The organism is Aquipuribacter sp. SD81, from assembly GCF_037153975.1.
In the GTDB taxonomy this organism is placed as follows: Bacteria; Actinomycetota; Actinomycetes; order Actinomycetales; family JBBAYJ01; genus Aquipuribacter.
On the sequence record NZ_JBBAYJ010000031.1, the window covers coordinates 1 to 16,634 of the forward strand.

General features: G+C 77.3%; 19 protein-coding genes. 2 read left to right on the plus strand and 17 right to left on the minus strand.

Going from position 1 to position 16,634, the window contains the following annotated elements:
• The 17 genes from WAA21_RS15890 to WAA21_RS15970 form a co-directional block, all read right to left on the minus strand.
• On the minus strand, positions 1–460 hold a 460-nt coding region (locus WAA21_RS15890; protein ID WP_336923812.1), incomplete at its 3' end, for a cytochrome c biogenesis protein ResB.
• A complete protein-coding gene (locus WAA21_RS15895) occupies positions 457–1,314 on the minus strand; it encodes a cytochrome c biogenesis CcdA family protein (RefSeq protein WP_336923813.1) in 858 nt (285 codons plus the stop codon). The genes WAA21_RS15895 and WAA21_RS15890, both read right to left, overlap by 4 nt.
• Complete coding sequence (locus tag WAA21_RS15900) at positions 1,314–1,949, minus strand: TlpA family protein disulfide reductase (protein ID WP_336923814.1); 636 nt, start codon at positions 1,947–1,949, stop codon at positions 1,314–1,316. The genes WAA21_RS15895 and WAA21_RS15900 overlap by 1 nt, the downstream gene beginning before the upstream one ends.
• Entirely contained in the window at positions 1,946–2,557 is a 612-nt protein-coding gene (locus WAA21_RS15905) for a histidine phosphatase family protein (RefSeq protein WP_336923815.1), read from the minus strand. Before WAA21_RS15905 ends, WAA21_RS15900 begins: the two co-directional genes overlap by 4 nt.
• Positions 2,554–3,894 (minus strand): glutamate-1-semialdehyde 2,1-aminomutase, encoded by a 1,341-nt coding sequence (gene hemL, locus WAA21_RS15910; RefSeq protein ID WP_442893302.1) that lies wholly within the window; start codon positions 3,892–3,894, stop codon positions 2,554–2,556. Before hemL ends, WAA21_RS15905 begins: the two co-directional genes overlap by 4 nt.
• Before the next feature lie 155 nt (positions 3,895–4,049).
• On the minus strand, positions 4,050–4,514 hold the full coding sequence (locus WAA21_RS15915) for a MarR family winged helix-turn-helix transcriptional regulator (protein ID WP_336923817.1): 465 nt from the start codon (positions 4,512–4,514) through the stop codon (positions 4,050–4,052).
• A gap of 34 nt (positions 4,515–4,548) precedes the next feature.
• Positions 4,549–5,478 (minus strand): porphobilinogen synthase, encoded by a 930-nt coding sequence (hemB, locus tag WAA21_RS15920; protein WP_442893303.1) that lies wholly within the window; start codon positions 5,476–5,478, stop codon positions 4,549–4,551.
• Positions 5,479–5,611: 133 nt separating this feature from the next.
• The gene (locus WAA21_RS15925; protein WP_336923819.1) at positions 5,612–7,294 is read right to left on the minus strand and encodes a uroporphyrinogen-III synthase; all 1,683 of its coding nucleotides are present in this window, start codon (positions 7,292–7,294) and stop codon (positions 5,612–5,614) included.
• Entirely contained in the window at positions 7,291–8,304 is a 1,014-nt protein-coding gene (hemC, locus tag WAA21_RS15930; RefSeq protein ID WP_336923820.1) for a hydroxymethylbilane synthase, read from the minus strand. The genes WAA21_RS15925 and hemC overlap by 4 nt, the downstream gene beginning before the upstream one ends.
• Positions 8,301–9,635, minus strand: coding sequence for a glutamyl-tRNA reductase (locus WAA21_RS15935; protein ID WP_336923821.1), 1,335 nt, complete (start codon positions 9,633–9,635; stop codon positions 8,301–8,303). The genes hemC and WAA21_RS15935 overlap by 4 nt, the downstream gene beginning before the upstream one ends.
• Positions 9,632–10,483 (minus strand): redox-sensing transcriptional repressor Rex, encoded by an 852-nt coding sequence (locus tag WAA21_RS15940; RefSeq protein ID WP_336923822.1) that lies wholly within the window; start codon positions 10,481–10,483, stop codon positions 9,632–9,634. The genes WAA21_RS15935 and WAA21_RS15940 overlap by 4 nt, the downstream gene beginning before the upstream one ends.
• A 139-nt stretch (positions 10,484–10,622) precedes the next feature.
• On the minus strand, positions 10,623–10,919 hold the full coding sequence (locus WAA21_RS15945; protein ID WP_336923823.1) for a glutaredoxin family protein: 297 nt from the start codon (positions 10,917–10,919) through the stop codon (positions 10,623–10,625).
• Positions 10,920–10,921: 2 nt separating this feature from the next.
• Entirely contained in the window at positions 10,922–12,160 is a 1,239-nt protein-coding gene (locus WAA21_RS15950; protein WP_336923824.1) for a lysophospholipid acyltransferase family protein, read from the minus strand.
• Entirely contained in the window at positions 12,157–13,236 is a 1,080-nt protein-coding gene (locus WAA21_RS15955; RefSeq protein ID WP_336923825.1) for an NAD-dependent epimerase/dehydratase family protein, read from the minus strand. Before WAA21_RS15955 ends, WAA21_RS15950 begins: the two co-directional genes overlap by 4 nt.
• Positions 13,237–13,253: 17 nt before the next feature.
• Entirely contained in the window at positions 13,254–13,352 is a 99-nt protein-coding gene (locus tag WAA21_RS15960; protein ID WP_012085056.1) for a 30S ribosomal protein bS22, read from the minus strand.
• A 111-nt stretch (positions 13,353–13,463) separates the two neighbouring features.
• On the minus strand, positions 13,464–13,703 hold the full coding sequence (locus WAA21_RS15965; protein WP_336923826.1) for a helix-turn-helix domain-containing protein: 240 nt from the start codon (positions 13,701–13,703) through the stop codon (positions 13,464–13,466).
• A gap of 156 nt (positions 13,704–13,859) precedes the next feature.
• Positions 13,860–15,047, minus strand: coding sequence for an acetoin utilization protein AcuC (locus WAA21_RS15970; protein WP_336923827.1), 1,188 nt, complete (start codon positions 15,045–15,047; stop codon positions 13,860–13,862).
• Positions 15,048–15,246: 199 nt separating this feature from the next.
• Between WAA21_RS15970 and WAA21_RS15975 the strand changes: the two genes are divergently transcribed.
• Positions 15,247–15,888 carry a DUF3105 domain-containing protein gene (locus WAA21_RS15975; RefSeq protein ID WP_336923828.1) on the plus strand — a complete coding sequence of 214 codons (642 nt, stop codon included), beginning with the start codon at positions 15,247–15,249 and terminating at the stop codon, positions 15,886–15,888.
• A 68-nt stretch (positions 15,889–15,956) separates the two neighbouring features.
• A complete protein-coding gene (locus tag WAA21_RS15980) occupies positions 15,957–16,619 on the plus strand; it encodes a DUF305 domain-containing protein (RefSeq protein ID WP_336923829.1) in 663 nt (220 codons plus the stop codon).
• Positions 16,620–16,634: the final 15 nt, after the last annotated feature.

The window sequence follows — 16,634 nt, forward strand, 5'->3', positions numbered from 1 at the left end:
CGCGGGCCGCGAGCTCCGGCACGCCCGCGGCGACGGTCGCGCTCGCGTGGGCCGGCACGCGGTCCAGCCGTGCGGGCGTGCGCGGCGGCCGGCGCCGCCACGTGCGCACGAGGTCGCGCCCGCGGGGCACGACGCAGCCGACGAGGCTGGTGAACAGCAGCAGGTACACCGCGGCGAACCACGGCGAGGCGTACACGTCGAAGAAGCCGAGCCGGTCCAGCCACTCCCCCGTCGCCGGGTTCTCGCGCAGGTACGCCTCGACCGCGGCACGGTCGACGCCGCGCTGCGGGAACAGCGAGCCCGGGACGGTCGCGACGGCCAGCAGCAGGAGCAGCAGCAGCGCCGTGCGCATGCTGGTGAGCTGCCGCCACAGCCAGCGCAGGCTGCCGACGACGCCGAGGTCGGGCGCCCGCCGGGGAGCCGGTGCGGCCGGGGGGCGCGGCGGTGCCTCCGCCGTCACAGCAGGACCTCGAAGCGGCTGATCGGCCCCTGCAGCCAGCCGACGACCCAGCCCCACGCCCCGGTCACGAGGAGCAGCCCGACCGTCACGAGCAGGCCCGCACCGAGGCGCGTGAGGAGCACGCGGTGCCGGCGCAGCAGGTCGAGGCGTGCGAGGCCGCGGCCGTACGCGGCGGCGACGAGCACGAAGGGCAGCCCGAGCCCCACGCAGTAGGCGACGGCGAGGAGCACGCCGCGCCCGGCCCCGCCTTCCGTGCCGCCGAGCAGCAGGGCCTGCACCGCCGCGAGGGTGGGGCCGACGCACGGCACCCAGCCCACACCGAAGGCCGCGCCGAGCAGCGGCGCGCCCGCGAGGCCGACGGCGGGGCGCACGTGCAGCCGCCGCTCGGTGCGAGCGAGCGGGCCGATCCCGGCGAAGACGAGCCCGAGGGCGACGGCGACGAGCCCGGCGACCACCTCGACGAGCCGCGCCCGCGGCAGCACGGCCGCCGCGACGCCGACCACCGCGCCGAGCGCGACGAAGACGGCGCTGAAGCCGGCGACGAACAGGCACGCCCCGAGCACGAGGCGCCGGGTGGGGACGACCGCGGGGTCGGCGAGGACCGCGGTGGGGCTGCGGGACGGCGTGCCCGGGCCTGCGGCGCCAGGAGGGCCGGAGCCCCCGGGCGCGGCGACCGCGACCCGGTCGGCGGTCGTGGCACCCGTCATGCCGGAGACGTAGGCGAGGTAGCCGGGCACGAGCGGCAGCACGCACGGCGAGGCGAAGGACACCAGCCCCGCGAGCAGCGCGACCGGCAGCGCGAGGACGAGCGCGCCGTCGAGGACGGTCTGCGCGGCCACGGAGCCCGGCAGCATCAGCCGGTCCCCTCCGCCCCGCCGTCCCCGTCGGCGACCACCCCGACCGACTCCTCGACGATCCCGACGAGCGTCGCGCGGTCGACCTTGTTGACGAGCCAGGCCGCGACCCGGCCCTCGTCGTCGAGCACGACGGTCACAGGGACCGCGTTCGGTGGCACCTCGCCCGCCAGCGGCAGCAGCAGCTGCGAGCCCGGGTCGTGCAGGCTCGGCCAGCCGATGCCGTACTCCTCCTCGAAGCCGGCCGCGGCCTCGACGGACCGGTCGCGGACGTTGATGCCGACGAAGCGGACGCCGCGCCCGGCGAGCTCGGCCTCCGCGGCGACGAGGTCGGGGGCCTCCTCGTGACAGGGACCGCACCATGAGCCCCAGACGTTGAGCACGACCGGGCTGCCGCGGAGGTCGGCGACGTCGAGCTCCTCCCCGGTGAGGGTCGTCCCGGCGACCCCCTCGACCGGCTCGCCGCGGCGGTCCTCGTCGATCAGCTGCACCGTCGCGTCGCCCGACACGTACGCGGCGTCCGCCTCGTCACGGAGGTCCGGCACCCCGGCCTGCCCGGCGCTGCAGCCGGCGAGCAGCGCGGCGACGGCCACGCCCGGGGCCGCGCGCACGACGGACCGCACCACGGCGCTCACACGCCCGCCGCCGGCTCGCGGTAGCCGACACCCACGAGACGGTCGCCCTCGAAGCGGAACGACGTGAGCGAGGCGAGCGCGCACTCGCGGCGGCGCGGGTCGTGCCAGTGCCGCCGCCCGGTGGCCGACGACCGGGCGGTCCAGATCGGCAGCTGGTGGGACACGCACACGACCTCGTGCCCGCGGGCGGAGTCCCGCGCCGCCACCACGGCGGCGTGCATGCGCGCGGAGATCGCGCGGTACGACTCGCCCCACGAGGGGCGGAACGGGTTCCACAGCAGGTGCCAGTAGCGCGGGCTCCGCAGCAGCCCGCCGCCGGGACCGAGGACGAGGCCCTCGAAGCGGTTGCCCGCCTCGATGAGGCGCTCGTCGGTCGACACGTCGACGCCGAGCATGGCGGCGAGCGGCGCCGCGGTCTCCTGCGCCCGCTGCAGCGGCGAGGACACGACGGCGACGACGTCGCCGCGGCCGAGGTCCTCGGCGACCGCCTGCGCCATGCGCTGCCCGCGCTCCGACAGCCGGAACCCCTCAAGCCGGCCGTAGAGCACGCCCTCGGGGTTGTGCACCTCGCCGTGGCGCAGCAGGTGGACGGTCGTGCGCTCGCTCACGCGGTGCTCGCCTCCCGCGCCCCGGCCAGGGCCTCGGCCGCGGCCCGCGCGCCGGCGGGCAGGGCCGCGAGGACCTGCTCGACGGCCTCGTCGTCGTGCGAGGCGGACACGAACCACGCCTCGAAGGCCGACGGCGGCAGGTGGACGCCACGGCGCAGCATCGCGTGGAAGAAGGCGGCGAAGGCCTCCTGGCTCTGCGTGCGCGCGGCGTCGTAGTCGTGCACCCCGGCCTCGCGCACGGCGTCGTCGGGGGCGAGGAACACGCTGAACATGCTGCCCGCGTGCTGCACGACGTGCGGCACGCCCTCGGCCGCCAGCGCCTCGCCCGCCGCGCGCGACAGCGTGCGGGACACCTCGTCGACGCGGGCGTAGACCGCGTCGTCGGCGAGACGGAGGGTCGTGAGGCCGGCCGCGACCGCGACGGGGTTCCCGCTCAGCGTGCCCGCCTGGTAGACGGGCCCGAGGGGGGCGAGGTGGGCCATGAGGTCCGCGCGGCCGCCGAACGCCGCGGCGGGGAACCCCCCGCCCATGACCTTGCCGAAGGTGAAGAGGTCGGGCGCAGGCAGCGTGTCGCCGCCCGCGCGGGCCCGCTCCTGCTCGAGGCCGTGCCAGCCCGCCGGGGAGACGCGGAAGCCCGTCATCACCTCGTCGTAGACGAGCAGGGCCCCGTGCGCGGCCGTCACCTCGCGCAGCAGCGCCGCGAAGCCGGGCTGCGGCGGGACGACGCCCATGTTGCCGGCGGCCGCCTCGGTGATGACGCACGCGACGCGGTCGCCGTGCTCGGCGAAGACCGCCCGCAGCGCGTCCGGGTCGTTGTACGGCAGCACGAGCGTGTCGGCGGCCGCGGCCCCGGTGATGCCGGGGCTGCTCGGCAGCCCGAAGGTCGCGAGGCCGGAGCCCGCCTGCGCGAGGAGCGCGTCGACGTGGCCGTGGTAGTGCCCCGCGAACTTCACGACGAGCGGGCGCCCGGTGGCGCCGCGGGCCAGGCGCACCGCGCTCATGGTCGCCTCGGTGCCGCTGCTGACGAGGCGCACCTGCTCGACGGCCGGCACGCGCCGCACGATCTCCTCCGCGAGGGCCGTCTCGCCCTCGGTGGGCGTGCCGTAGGAGAAGCCCCGGCCCGCGGCGTCCCGGACGGCGGCGACCACCTCGGGGTGGGCGTGGCCGAGCAGCATCGGGCCCCAGGAGCACAGCAGGTCGACGTAGCGGTTGCCGTCGACGTCGGTGAGCCACGGACCGGCGGCCGAGGCGACGACGCGCGGGGTGCCGCCGACGGCGCGGAACGCGCGCACCGGGGAGTTGACCCCGCCCGGCACGAGCGCCCTCGCCCGCTCGATGACGGCCGCCGAGCGGTCGGTGACGGGCTCGGGGACGGCCGCGCCCGGGTCCGGGGCCGCCGCGGCGGCGGGCCGGGCGGTCGTGGTCGTCGGGGTGGCCTCGTGCGTCACGCCCCCATCGTCTCAAGAGGCGGCGGGTGCTCCCGGACCGGGGATCAGCGGGCGCCGTCGTCGCGCAGGCGAGCGGTCAGGGACCGCATGACCCGCCCGAGCGCGAGCAGGTCCTCCCGCGACAGCGGGTCGACGAGCAGCCGGCGCACGCTCTCGACGTGGTGGGGCGCGGCCGCGACGAGGGTGTCGAACCCGGCGTCGGTGAGCGTGCAGCGCACGCCGCGGCGGTCCTCCTCGCACGGCTCACGGCGGACCAGCCCGCGCGCCTCCATGCGGGAGACGGTGTGGGTGAGCCGGGACCGGGAGTGCAGCACGAGCCCGGCGAGCTCGCTCATGCGCAGCGAGCGGCCGTCGGTCTCCGACAGGTGCACGAGGATGTCGTACTCGCTGAGGGTGAGACCGTGCGGCGCGAGGTCGCGCCCGATGGCGTCCTCGAGGAGGGTCGTCCCCTCCAGCCAGGCGCGCCACGCCGCCTGCTGCTCCCCGTCCAGCCACCGCACCCCGGTCACGGACGGTGATCCTAGCCGCTGACCTGCGGGGCGCTCACGGTGACAGCCGGCGGGCGACGTCGAGCGCGGCGTACGTGAGCACGACGTCGGCGCCCGCGCGGCGGATCGCGAGCAGGCTCTCGAGCATCGCGCGGTCGCCGTCGAGCCACCCGTTCGCCGCCGCCGCGGCGACCATCGCGTACTCCCCGGACACCTGGTAAGCGGCGACCGGCACGGGGCTCGCGTCGGCCACGCGGCGCAGCACGTCGAGGTAGGGCAGGGCGGGCTTCACCATGACGAGGTCGGCGCCCTCGGCGAGGTCGTGCGCGAGCTCGACGAGCGCCTCGCGGTCGTTGCCGGGGTCCTGCTGGTACGTCGCGCGGTCGCCGACGAGCGTCGACTCGACGGCGTCGCGGAACGGCCCGTAGTACGCCGAGGCGTACTTGGCCGCGTAGGCGAGCACGCCCACGTCGGTGCGGCCGGCCGCATCAAGGGCCCGTCGGACGGCGCCGACCTGGCCGTCCATCATGCCGCTGGTGCCGAGCAGGTGCGCCCCGGCGGCCGCCTGCGCGAGGGCCGCCGCGGCGTACCGCTCGAGCGTGGCGTCGTTGTCGACGCGCCCGGCGTCGTCGAGCACGCCGCAGTGCCCGTGGTCGGTGAACTCGTCGAGGCACAGGTCGGCCATGAGGACGGTCTCGTCGCCCACGGCGTCGGCGAGGTCCGCGAGCGCGACGTTGAGGACGCCGTCGGGGTCGTCGAGCCCGCTGCCGCTCGCGTCGCGCACCTCGGGGACGCCGAACACCATGAGCCCGCCGACCCCCGCGGCCACGGCCTCGCGGGCGAGGGCCACGAGCGAGGCGCGCGAGTGCTGGAGCACGCCGGGCAGGCTCGCGACCGGCCGCGGCTCGTCGAGCCCCTCCCGCACGAACACGGGCAGGACGAGGTCGGCGGGGTGCAGCCGGGTGCCCGCGACGAGCCGCCGCATCGCCGGGGTCCCGCGCAGCCGGCGGGGCCGGCCGACGGGGAACCCCGCGACGGCGCCGGAGGGCCGCCCGCCCGCCCCGGGAACCGGGACGCTCACGCGCGGCGCTCCGTCACCGAGCCCGTCACCGAGCCCGTCACCGAGCCCGGCGCCGGGCCGCCGGGGTGCGCTGCGAGGGTCGCGCCCACTCCTGCCCGTCGGCCTCGGCCGCGGCCCGGAGCGCCGCGCCGTGCTCCGCGAGCGCGTCGACCAGCGAGGCGACCTCCGCCACGGGCGACAGCACGTCGACCCGCAGGCCGTGCTCCTCGGCGGTCGCGGCCGTGCGCGGGCCGATGCACGCGATGACGGTCGCCGTGTGCGGCTTGCCGGCGATGCCGACGAGGTTGCGCACCGTCGAGCTCGACGTGAAGAGCACGGCGTCGAAGCCGCCGGTCTTGATCGCCTCGCGGACCGGCGCGGGCGGCGGCGCGGCCCGGACCGTCCGGTACGCCGTGACGTCGTCGACCTCCCAGCCCATCTGCTGCAGGCCCGCGACGAGGGTGTCGGTCGCGATGTCGGCGCGCGGGAGCAGGACCCGGTCGATCGGGTCGAGCTGGGCGTCGTAGGCCGGCCACACCTCGAGCAGCCCCTTCGCGGACTGCTCGCCCGTCGGCACGAGGTCCGGCTCCAGGCCCCAGTCGCGCAGGGCGTCGGCGGTGACCCCGCCTACCGCGGCGATCCGCAGGCCCGAGAACGAACGGGCGTCCAGGCCCAGCGCCTCCAGGTGCTCCCGGACCGCGCGCACGGCGTTGACGCTCGTGAAGCCGACCCACTCGTAGCGCCCGGTGACGAGGCCGCGCACGGCCTTGTCCATCTGCTGCGGGGTGCGGGGCGGCTCCACGGAGATCGTCGGGACGACGACGGCCTCCGCGCCCAGCTCGCGCAGGTGCGCGACGACCGGCTCGGACTGGTGCTTCGTGCGGGGCACGAGCACGCGCCAGCCGAACAGCGGCCGGGTCTCGAACCACGACATGACGGCACGCTGCCGCACGGCCTCGCCGAGCACGAGGGTGACGGGCTCGCCGAGGTCGGCGAGCAGGTCGCCCACCTTCGCCAGCGGCGCCTCGAGGCTGCGCTGGCGCACGGTCGTGGGGCAGGAGACGGCGACGGCGGGGGTGTCGCTGTCCCAGCCCGCCCCGACGAGCGCGGTCGCGGTCGCCGCTAGGGCGTCGCGCGGGCCGACCGCGACGACGGTCGTGCCGCCCGGGCGCGGCAGGTCGCCGTGGTCGCCGGCCTCGCCGTCGCGGACGTCGAGCAGGTGCACGTGGCCCGTGCCGGGCGGCGCGAGCGGCACGCCCGCGTAGGCCGGGGCGGCGACCGCGGCGCTGATGCCGGGCACGACCTCGACCTCGGCCCCGGCGGCGCGCGCGGCGGCGAGCTCGGCCGACACCGCCGAGAAGGTCGTGCTGTCGCCCCGGACGAGCCGGACGACGCGACGACCGGGCGTGGCCGCGGAGGCGACCGTGCGGGCGCGTGCGGCGCGGGCGAGCTCGCCCTCCTCGCCGGTGTCGAGGCGCACGACCTCGACCTCCGGCGCCGCGGCCCGGGCGAGCACCGGCTCGGGGTCGGGCAGGTCGGTGAGGACGACGTCGGCCTGCCGGAGCAGGTCGACTGCGCGCAGCGTGAGGAGGCCGGGGTCGCCGGGGCCGGCCCCGACGAAGGCGACGTGCGCGGGCGCGTCGGGTCGACGCGGCCGCACCGAGGGGCCGTCCTCGTCGCGGACCGCGGAGGCGGTGCCGCTGGGGACGGAGGGTCCGGGGGCGCGCGTGCGGGTGGTCATCGCAGGCTCTCCTCGTGCTGGGGCTGGGTGGTGCGGGCGGTGGTGCTCCCCCCGCCGCGGGCGGCGAGGAGCCGCCGGCCGGCGCGCTCCCCCACCTCCGCGGCGTCGGTGGCGGCCGCGGTCTCGCGGACGCGGAGCACGTCGTCGGCGAGCGGGCCCTCGCCGGTCGCGGCCCCCTCCAGGACGAGGGCGTCGCCCTCGACGCGGGCGAGCGCCCCGACGGGGGCCGAGCAGCCGGTGTCGAGCACCGCGAGCAGGCGGCGCTCCGCGGTCGTGGCGGCGCGGGTCGGGGGGTGGTCCAGGGCGGCTCGGAGCCGCGCGGCGAGCGGGTCGCCCTCGCGGCACTCGACGGCGAGGGCGCCCTGGCCGGGCGCGGGCAGCATGTCGGCGGGGTCGAGGACGGTCAGGACGCGCCCGGGACCGCTCGTGACGCCGAGCCGGCGCAGGCCCGCCGCGGCGAGCACCACGCCGTCGAGGTCGGCGCCGACGCGGGCGAGCCGGGTGTCGACGTTGCCGCGGACGTCGACGACCTCGACCGTCCGGCCACGCCGGGCGAGCGCCGCGCGCAGCATGGCGGCGCGGCGCGGCGAGCCCGTCCCGACCCTCGCGCCGTCGGGCAGGACGGCGAGCGGGTCGGCGAGGGGGTCGGCGAGGGGGTCGGCAGCGTCCCCGGCAGGGCCGGGGAGCGTGACGAGGACGTCGCGCGGGTCCTCGCGCTCGGGCACGGCGGCCAGGTCGACGCCGGGTGCGGGCGCGGTCGGCAGGTCCTTGAGCGAGTGGACGGCGACGTCGACCTCGCCGGCGAGCAGGGCCTCCCGCAGCGCCGACACGAAGACACCGACCCCTCCGGTCGCCTGCGCGAGCTCGGCGAGGGGCGCCGCGGAGCGGTCGCCCTCGGTGCTCACCGTCACGAGCACGGTCTGCTCGCCCGTGGCCGCCGACACGGCGTCGGCGACGAGGGAGGACTGGGTGCGGGCGAGCGCGCTCGCCCGGGTACCGACGCGGATCACGCGGGCCCCCCGTCGCGGCGGGCGGAGGCGACGGGCTCGAGGCTGTCGCTGACGGTCAGGCCGAACAGCGTGCGCAGCGCCTCTGCGTAGGAGCTGCCGTCGGGGTGCGCCGCGAGCTCCTTCATCCGCACGGTCGGGGTGTGCAGCACCTTGTCGACGACACGGCGCACGGTGCGCTCCACCTCGGCCGCGACCTCGGGATCCAGGGCGCCCAGCCGGCCGCGGAGCCGCTCGAGCTCGGCCTCGACGACCGCGTCGGCCTGGGAGCGCAGCGCGACGACGGTCGGCGTGACGCGGGCCGCGTGCGACTCCGCGCGCCACAGCTCGACCTCCTCGGCCACGACGGCGCGCGCACGGGCGACCTCTCCGCTCGCGTCGCCCTGGCCCGCGAGGGCGTGCGCGAGGCCCTCGAGGTCGACGAGGTGGACCTCGGCGGCGCCCGGGCCGGCCGAGAAGCCGCCGGGCCCGGCCGGCTCCACGTCGCGGGGCAGGGCGAGGTCGACGAGCACGAGGGGGCGCCCGGCCCGCTCGGCCGTGGCCGCGCGGACGGCGTCGGCGGCGACCACGTGGCCCACGGACCCGGTGCACGACACGACGACGTCGGCCTCGCGCAGGACCGTCGGCAGGGCCGACAGGTCCGCGACGACGCCGTCCACCCCCGCCGCGAGCCGCTCCGCGCGCTCGCGCGAGCGGTTGAGCACGGTGACCCCGCGCGCCCCGGAGCGCGACAGCGTGGCGGCCACGAGGCCGGCCATGCCGCCGGCGCCGACGACGGCGACGCGGGCGGCCGCGAGCGGGCCGACCACGGCTACGGCGCGCTCGAGCGACTCCTGGACCATGCGGTTGCCGAGCCGCTCGAGACCGGTCTCGCTGCGGGCGCGCCGGCCGACGCGCAGCGCGCGCTCGACGACGGCGGCGAGGCGTCCGCCGGCCCAGCCCTCGGCCCGGGCCCGGGCGTAGGCGGCACGCACCTGGCCGAGCACCTGCGCCTCGCCGACCGCCATGGAGTCCAGCCCCGCGACGACCTGGAACGTGTGCTCCACCGCGGCCGTGTCGTAGTGGGCGTACATGTGCTCGACGATGTCGCTCACCGCGACGCCGCTGCCGGCCGACAGCGCGGCGGACACGGCCGCGACGCCGTTGTGGAACCGGTCGACGTCGACGTACACCTCGACGCGGTTGCACGTCGCGAGGACCATCGCCTCGTTGACGTACGGCTGCGCGAGGGCGGCGCGGGTGACGGCGTCCGCGTCGGCGGTCGCCGCCGCGAGCCGCTCCAGCTGGGGCAGCGGGGCGGTGCGGTGGCTCGCCCCCACGACGAGGAGGGTCACCGGGCCGCCTCCGTCCCGGTCGGCGCGGTCGCGGCGCCGCCGCGGGCGTCCGGTCCCCGGCCGGCGAGGCGCGCGGCGGGCCGGACGACGGCGGGCACGTCGTCGAGGACGTCGCTGCGCTTGCGCTGCTCGTGGAAGCCGAGGATCTGCAGCTCGCTCGACAGGTCGACGGCGCGGACCGTCACGCCCGCGGGCACGCGGACCGTGCCGCCCGCGAAGCAGAGGATGCTCGTGACCCCGGCGGCGACGAGGAGGTCGCACGCGCTCTGCGCGGCCGCGGCGGGCGTCGCGACGACGGCGATGCGCACGCCGCGCTCGCGCACGAGCGCGGCGGCGGTGTCGACGTGGTGCACGGTGCGCCCGTTGACGACGGTGCCGACGACGGCGGGGTCGGCGTCGAAGAGCGCGGCGATGCTGAGGCCGCGGCTGGAGAAGCCGCCGTAGTGGGCGAGCGCGCGACCGAGGTTGCCGACCCCGACGATCGCGACGGGCCAGTCGTGCTCGAGGCCGAGGACGCCCGACATCTCGTGCACGAGCGTGGCGACGTCGTAGCCGACGCCGCGCGTGCCGTAGGAGCCGAGGTGCGACAGGTCCTTGCGGAGCATGGCGGCCGAGACGTGGACGGTCTCCGCGAGCTCCTGGCTCGACACCGTCGTGACGCCGGCGTCGGCGAGGCCGTGCAGGGCCTGCAGGTACGTCGGCAGCCGGCCGACGGTCGCCTCGGGCACGCCCGCGGCAGGGGCGGTGGTGCTGCCCGCGACCGGCGGCGACCCGGCGTCCGCCCCAGCTTCGCTGCGGCGGTGCTCGCGGACGTCGGCGCGGGGAAGGCGCAGACGCTTCAGCGGCACGTGTCCCTCCTCGGTGACCCCGTCATGTTACGTGCTTGTGACGACAGGCACAAAGTCGCGACGGTGGAGAGCCGCAGGTCAGGGCCGGTGTGACCCGCCCCACGCCCACGGCGCTCCCCGGACCGGCCGGCCGCCGGGCTCACCACGTGAGCCGGCGGTCGCCCGCCAGCCGGCGGCGCAGCCGGTCGGGGTCGACGCGCAGCGCCTCCACCACCTGCCCGTCGACCTCGACGACGGGGATGCGGTCCCAGTACGCCGCCTCCAGGGCCGGGTCGTCGAGGATCGACACCTCGGTGAGCACCGCGCCCGCGCGGCGGCACTCCCGCTCCACGACGACGCGGGCCTCCTCGCACAGGTGGCAGCCGGGCCGCGTCAGCAGCCGCACCCGGGGGGCGGGCGCGGCGGCGCGGCCGCGGAGGCGGTCGAGCAGTCCCACGCCTAGCCCAGGAAGACCGAGCGCCGCTGCACGAGCAGGGCGTACAGCGTCTGCTGGACGACCTCGCGCACGCGGTCGGTGATCTCGAAGACGACCATCGGGTCGTCGGCCGCGCCGGGGTCGAGCTCGTCGGTGGGCACGGGCTCGCCGAACTCGATGAGCCACTTGCTCGGCAGCGGCACGAGGCCGAGCGGGCCCAGCCACGGCCACGTGGGCGTGACGGGCCAGAACGGCGTGCCGAACAGCCGCGCGAGCGGGCGCACGTCGGCGAGCATCGGGTGTACCTCCTCGGCCCCGACGATGCTGACGGGCACGATCGGCACCTGGGTGCGGATCGCGGCCGACACGAAGCCGCCGCGCCCGAAGCGCTGGAGGCGGTAGCGGTCACGGTAGAGCTTGCCGACCCCCTTGAACCCCTCGGGCCACACCCCGACGAGCTGCCCGGCGGTGAGGAGGCGCTCGGCGTCGCTGCTGGCGGCCAGGGTCGCGCCCATCCGGCGGGCGACGTCGCCGACGACGGGCGTGGCGAACACGAGGTCCGCGCCGAGCATGCGGAGGAACCGGTCGCCCGTGGCCTCGTGGACCGCGACCTGCGTCATGAGGGCGTCCCACGCGAGCGTGCCGGAGTGGTTGCCGACCAGCAGCGCGCCGCGGTCGGCGGGGATGTGGTGCGCGCCGCGGACCTCCACGCGGAACCAGTGCCGGTACAGCGGCCGCAGCACGGCGAGCAGCACGCGCTCGGTGAGCTCGGGGTCGAAGCCGAACTCGTCGACGGCGTAGTCGCCCTCGAGCCGGCGCCGGACGAGCTCGACGGCGTCGACGAGCAGCTCGCCGACGCCCGTGAGGTCGAGCGTGTCCGGCTCCTGGGGTGCGTCGGGGACCGGGTCGGCGGGCGAGGTCACGGGCTCGGGGACGGCCTGCTGGACCGCCGGGTCCGCCGGGTCCTTCGCGACGGCCGGGTCCGTCGGGTCCACCGGGCCCGCCGGGCCCGCCGGGTCCGCCGGGTCGGTCGGGTCCGCGTCTCGCACGACCGTCAGCCGCGGGGGGCCGCCGAGCCGCTCGACGACCTCCAGGCCCGCCTCCTCGCCGTAGCGCTCCACGCGCAGCCCGAGCCCGGGGTCGTCGAGCAGGGGCGTGCCGCTGCGTCGCCGACGGGCGCGCTCCGCCGCGGCGCGGTCGGCGGCGCGGTCGAGCGGGCTCCGTCGGGCTCCGCCGTCCCCCGGCGGCGTCCCGGGCGTCACGCGTGCCCCGGTCCGCGGCCGGCACCGGCGCGCACCGTGTCGCGCACGGCCGTGCGGACCTCCTCGGCGACGAGGTCGACGGCCGGTCGGTAGCCGCGCAGCCCGTGCGAGCGGCAGAAGTCCTCGAAGGCCTCGCGGGAGGAGCGCCGAGGCACGAACCCGAGCTCCTCGCGGCAGCGCGTCGTGTCGAGGACGCGGCCGTACCCGAGGAGCCGGAGGTCCTCCACCGTCACCTCGGCCGCCCCGGTGCGGGTGAGCCAGCGCCCGGCGGTCCCCGCGAGCGCCTCCGGAACGCCGACGACGGGACGCCCCGCGAGCGCCGCGGCCTGGCACGTCGTGACCACGCCGTCGCCGGCGACGTTGACCGCCCCGGTGACGGTACGGCCGGGGCCGGGCCCGCCGTCCCCGCCGACCGTGGCGCGCACCATCGCCTCGACCGCGTCCTCCTCGTGCACGAACTGCAGCCGGCCGTCGTGCCCGAGCAGGGTCGGCACGGCGGGCAGCGAGAAGACGCGCGACAGCGGCGTCTCCAGCCCGGGGCCGACGATGCTCGCGAAGCGCAGCAGCGTGACGGCGACGTCGGGGCGGCGCCGGGTCAGCCCCCGCACGTAGCCCTCCACCTCGAGGCAGTCCTTCGCCCAGCCCGTGCGCGGCGGCGAGGCGGCGACGGACTCCTCGGTGAACATCGCCGGGTCCGCCGGGCCCGCGCCGTAGACGCCGGAGGTCGACTTCACGACGAGCCGCCGCACCCCCGGCGCCTTCTGGCAGGCCGCGAGCAGCTGCATCGTGCCGATGACGTTGATCTCCTTCATCGGCACCCGGCCACCCGCGGAGCGCGGGGTGGCGATGACGTTCATGTGGACGACGGTGTCCACGCCCTCGTCCTGCAGCAGCCGGCCGACGGCCGGGCTGCGGATGTCCGCACGCACGAACGCCGCCCCGCCCAGGTCGACCTGGGGCGGGACGACGTCGAGTCCCACGACCCGTGGGCGGGTCGGGTGCGCGGCGAGCGCGGCCGCGACCTCGCCCCCGAGGTACCTGGACACCCCGGTGACGAGGACGACTCGCGCGGCCACGGGATGCCCGGCCGGTGCTACTTCTTGTTGCGGCGCTGGTGGCGCGTGCGGCGCAGCAGCTTGCGGTGCTTCTTCTTCGCCATGCGCTTGCGGCGCTTCTTGATGACAGAGCCCACGAGGGTCCTTCCGGTTCGGGTCGGGTCGTCGGTGGCGCTGGGTGCGGGGCCGACCCTGGGGCCGCGCGCGCCGGGCGCGGTGCGCCCGTGGTCCGGCCCCCAGGCTACCTCTCAGGCGGAGTCGGTCAGACCCGCGCGCAGGTAGTCGTCGACGGCGTGCACGGGGACCCGGAACGAGCGGCCCACCCGGACCGCCGACAGCTCGCCGCCGTGGACCAGGCGGTACACCGTCATCTTCGACACGCGCATGCGGGCGGCGACCTCGGACACCGTGAGGAACTGGACCTCGCTGAGCGGGGCCGGCCGCCCGGCGGCGCTGCGCAGCGGTCGTGGGGCGGAGCCGTCGGACATGGTCCCTCCGTAGCCGGTCGTACCGCCCCGTCGGCCGGCGGACCGGGGCGTCCTCGCGCGCGGCGGGAGCGGATGATCACACGGTAGGGGCTGGTGGGACCGGTGGGAAGCCGGTGGGCGCCGGGCCGGCCGGCTCCGCCGGCGACGCGGTGCGGGTCAGTCGAACCAGGGGTCGAGGCCGAGGAGCGGGAAGACGGCCTTCCGCGTGGCCATGACGGCCTGGTCGACCGGGTCGGCGGGGTCGAAGCCGGACTCCCACGTGTCGAAGGTCGGGTCGGCCCCGTCCGTCATGCGACGGGGCCCGGGCTGCCCGACGAGCTGCTCGACGTGCTCCAGCCAGCCGGCGGGGACCGGGGTCGTCGGCTCGACCGGACGGTGCGCGGCGACCCCGACCAGGTGCGCCCAGGCCCGGGGCACGACGTCGACGAGCTCGTAGCCGCCGCCGCCGAAGGCGAGCCACCGACCGTCGGTCACCTCGTGCGCGAGGTCGTGCAGGAGCGCGGCGGCGGCCCGCTGCCCGTCGACCGAGACGCGCAGGTGCGCGAGCGGGTCCAGGACGTGCGTGTCGCAGCCGTGCTGGGTGACGAGCACCTGCGGCCGCACCTCCCGCACGACGGGCCGCGCGACGGCGTGGATCGCCCGCAGCCAGCCCGCGTCGCCCGTGCCGGCCGGCAGCGCGACGTTGACCGCGGTGCCCTCGGCGCCCGGTCCGCCGACGTCGGTGGGGTACCCGGTGCCCGGGAACAGGGTCCGGCCGGACTCGTGGACGGACACCGTCGTGACGCGGGGGTCGTCCCAGAACACCGACTCGGTGCCGTCGCCGTGGTGCACGTCGGTGTCGACGTAGACGACCCGCTCCACGCCGCCGTCCAGCAGCGCCTGGATCGCGCCCGCGCAGTCGTTGTAGACGCAGAAGCCGGACGCGGCGTCGGCGGAGGCGTGGTGCAGGCCGCCGGCGAAGTTGACGCCGTGGTCGACCTCCCCGGCGAGCAGGGCGCGCGCGAGCCCGACCGACCCCGCGAACACCCGGGCGGCGCTGTCGTGCATGCCGGCGAAGGCGGGCGTGTCCGTCGTCCCGATGCCGTGACCGACCACGGCGCGGGGGTCGGCCGACGCCGCGCGCACGGCCGCCACGAGGCCGTGGGTGTGCACGGTCCGCAGCAGCTCGTCGGTGGCGACGGGGGCGTCGACCACCTCCACGTGCTCCAGCAGCCCGAGGTCGCGGCAGAGCAGGGCCGTGAGGGCGATCCGCACCGGGGCGAGCGGGTGCCCGGGACCGAAGTCGTAGCGGACGAAGTCGTCGTCCCAGACCACGCGCGTGCGGCGGGGAGGTCGCGACGACATGGCGACACGCTAGCCCCGCCCGTCGTGGCCGTAGGCCGACCGACCGCCCGCCACCGCGGCCGCGGGCCGGGCGGTGTCCCAGGTTGCTCACAGGACGGTGCACCATGGTGTACGGCGGGTCGCCCACCCGGGCCCCGCGAGACCCGTCCCACGACCGCCCCGACGCCGTCCGTCCGGCGGCCCACCACGAGGAGCACCGGTGCCCAGAGCCACCTCCGACGACCGGCAGGCCCGCCTGGCCAAGATGCAGGCCGCACAGCGCAGCTCCGAGCGGCGTCGCTCGCTGCTCGTGGTCGGTGTCGCCGCCCTGGTGTCGCTGCTGCTCATCGGGGTCGTCGTCGGCGTCATCGTGCAGTCCCAGGGCGAGCGCAGCGCGGTCGAGCGTGCGGCCGCCGAGGACATCGACGGCGTCGAGGAGTTCGACGAGCAGGACCGCAACCACGTGCAGACCCCGGTCGAGTACGCGGTGACCCCGCCGGTCGGCGGCGACCACACGCCCGACTGGCAGACGTGCGGCTTCTACGACACGCCGATCACGACCGAGCCCGGCGTGCACTCCCTCGAGCACGGTGCCGTGTGGGTCACCTACGACCCGGAGCTGCCCGCCGAGCAGGTCGCGGTCCTGGAGGACCTCGCGGAGCGCAACGCGTTCCTCCTCGTGTCCCCGTGGGCGGACGGCGCGGAGCTGCCGAGCCCCGTCGTGGCCAGCTCCTGGCAGCGTCAGCTCGCGCTCGACAGCGCCGAGGACGAGCGCCTCGAGGTCTTCATCGCGAAGTACATGCAGAACGAGGAGCTCACGCCCGAGCTCGGCGCGGCCTGCAGCGGCGGGAGGATGGCCTGAGCACCGACCGGGCCGCCGGCGGCGGAGGACGGCTCCTCGCCCGTCCGGCCGCCACGGCGCTCGCGGTCGTGGGCGCGGCCCTTCTCGTGGTGGTGGGCCTGCTCGGCGGGGTCGCGCTCGCCGGGCCGGCTGCCGCGGCGGCCCCGGCCGAGGACTCCGTCGAGGCGGGGTTCGCGCGCGACATGTCCGTGCACCACGGGCAGGCCGTCGAGATGTCCGTCCTGGTGCGCGACCGCTCCGACGCCGACGACCTGCGCCAGGTCGCGCTCGACATCGTCCTCACCCAGCAGAACCAGCAGGGCCAGATGCTCGGCTGGCTCACGACGTGGGGCCTGGCCCCCGCCTCGACCGTGCCGGTCATGGCGTGGATGGGCGACGAGCCGTTCTCGGGGTCGATGAGCGGCATGGACATGGCCGGGCACAGCGAGGACGACGGCGAGGGCGGCGAGGGCGGCGGCAACCCGATGCTCGCGATGGGCATGGCGAGCAGCGACGAGATGCAGGCCCTCGCCGACGCCGACGGCGTCGAGGCGGAGCGCATCTGGGCCCAGCTCATGATCGAGCACCACCTCGGCGGCATCGCGATGGCCGAGGAGGCCGCGGAGCGGGCCGAGGAGCCGCAGGTCCGGCGCCTCGCGGAGGGCATGGTCGCGGGGCAGACGGCGGAGCTGACGACGCTCCAGCGCTTCCTCGACGAGCGCGGCGGCCCGGTCGACCTCGCGGCGGGGTGAGCCCGGCGTAGCCTG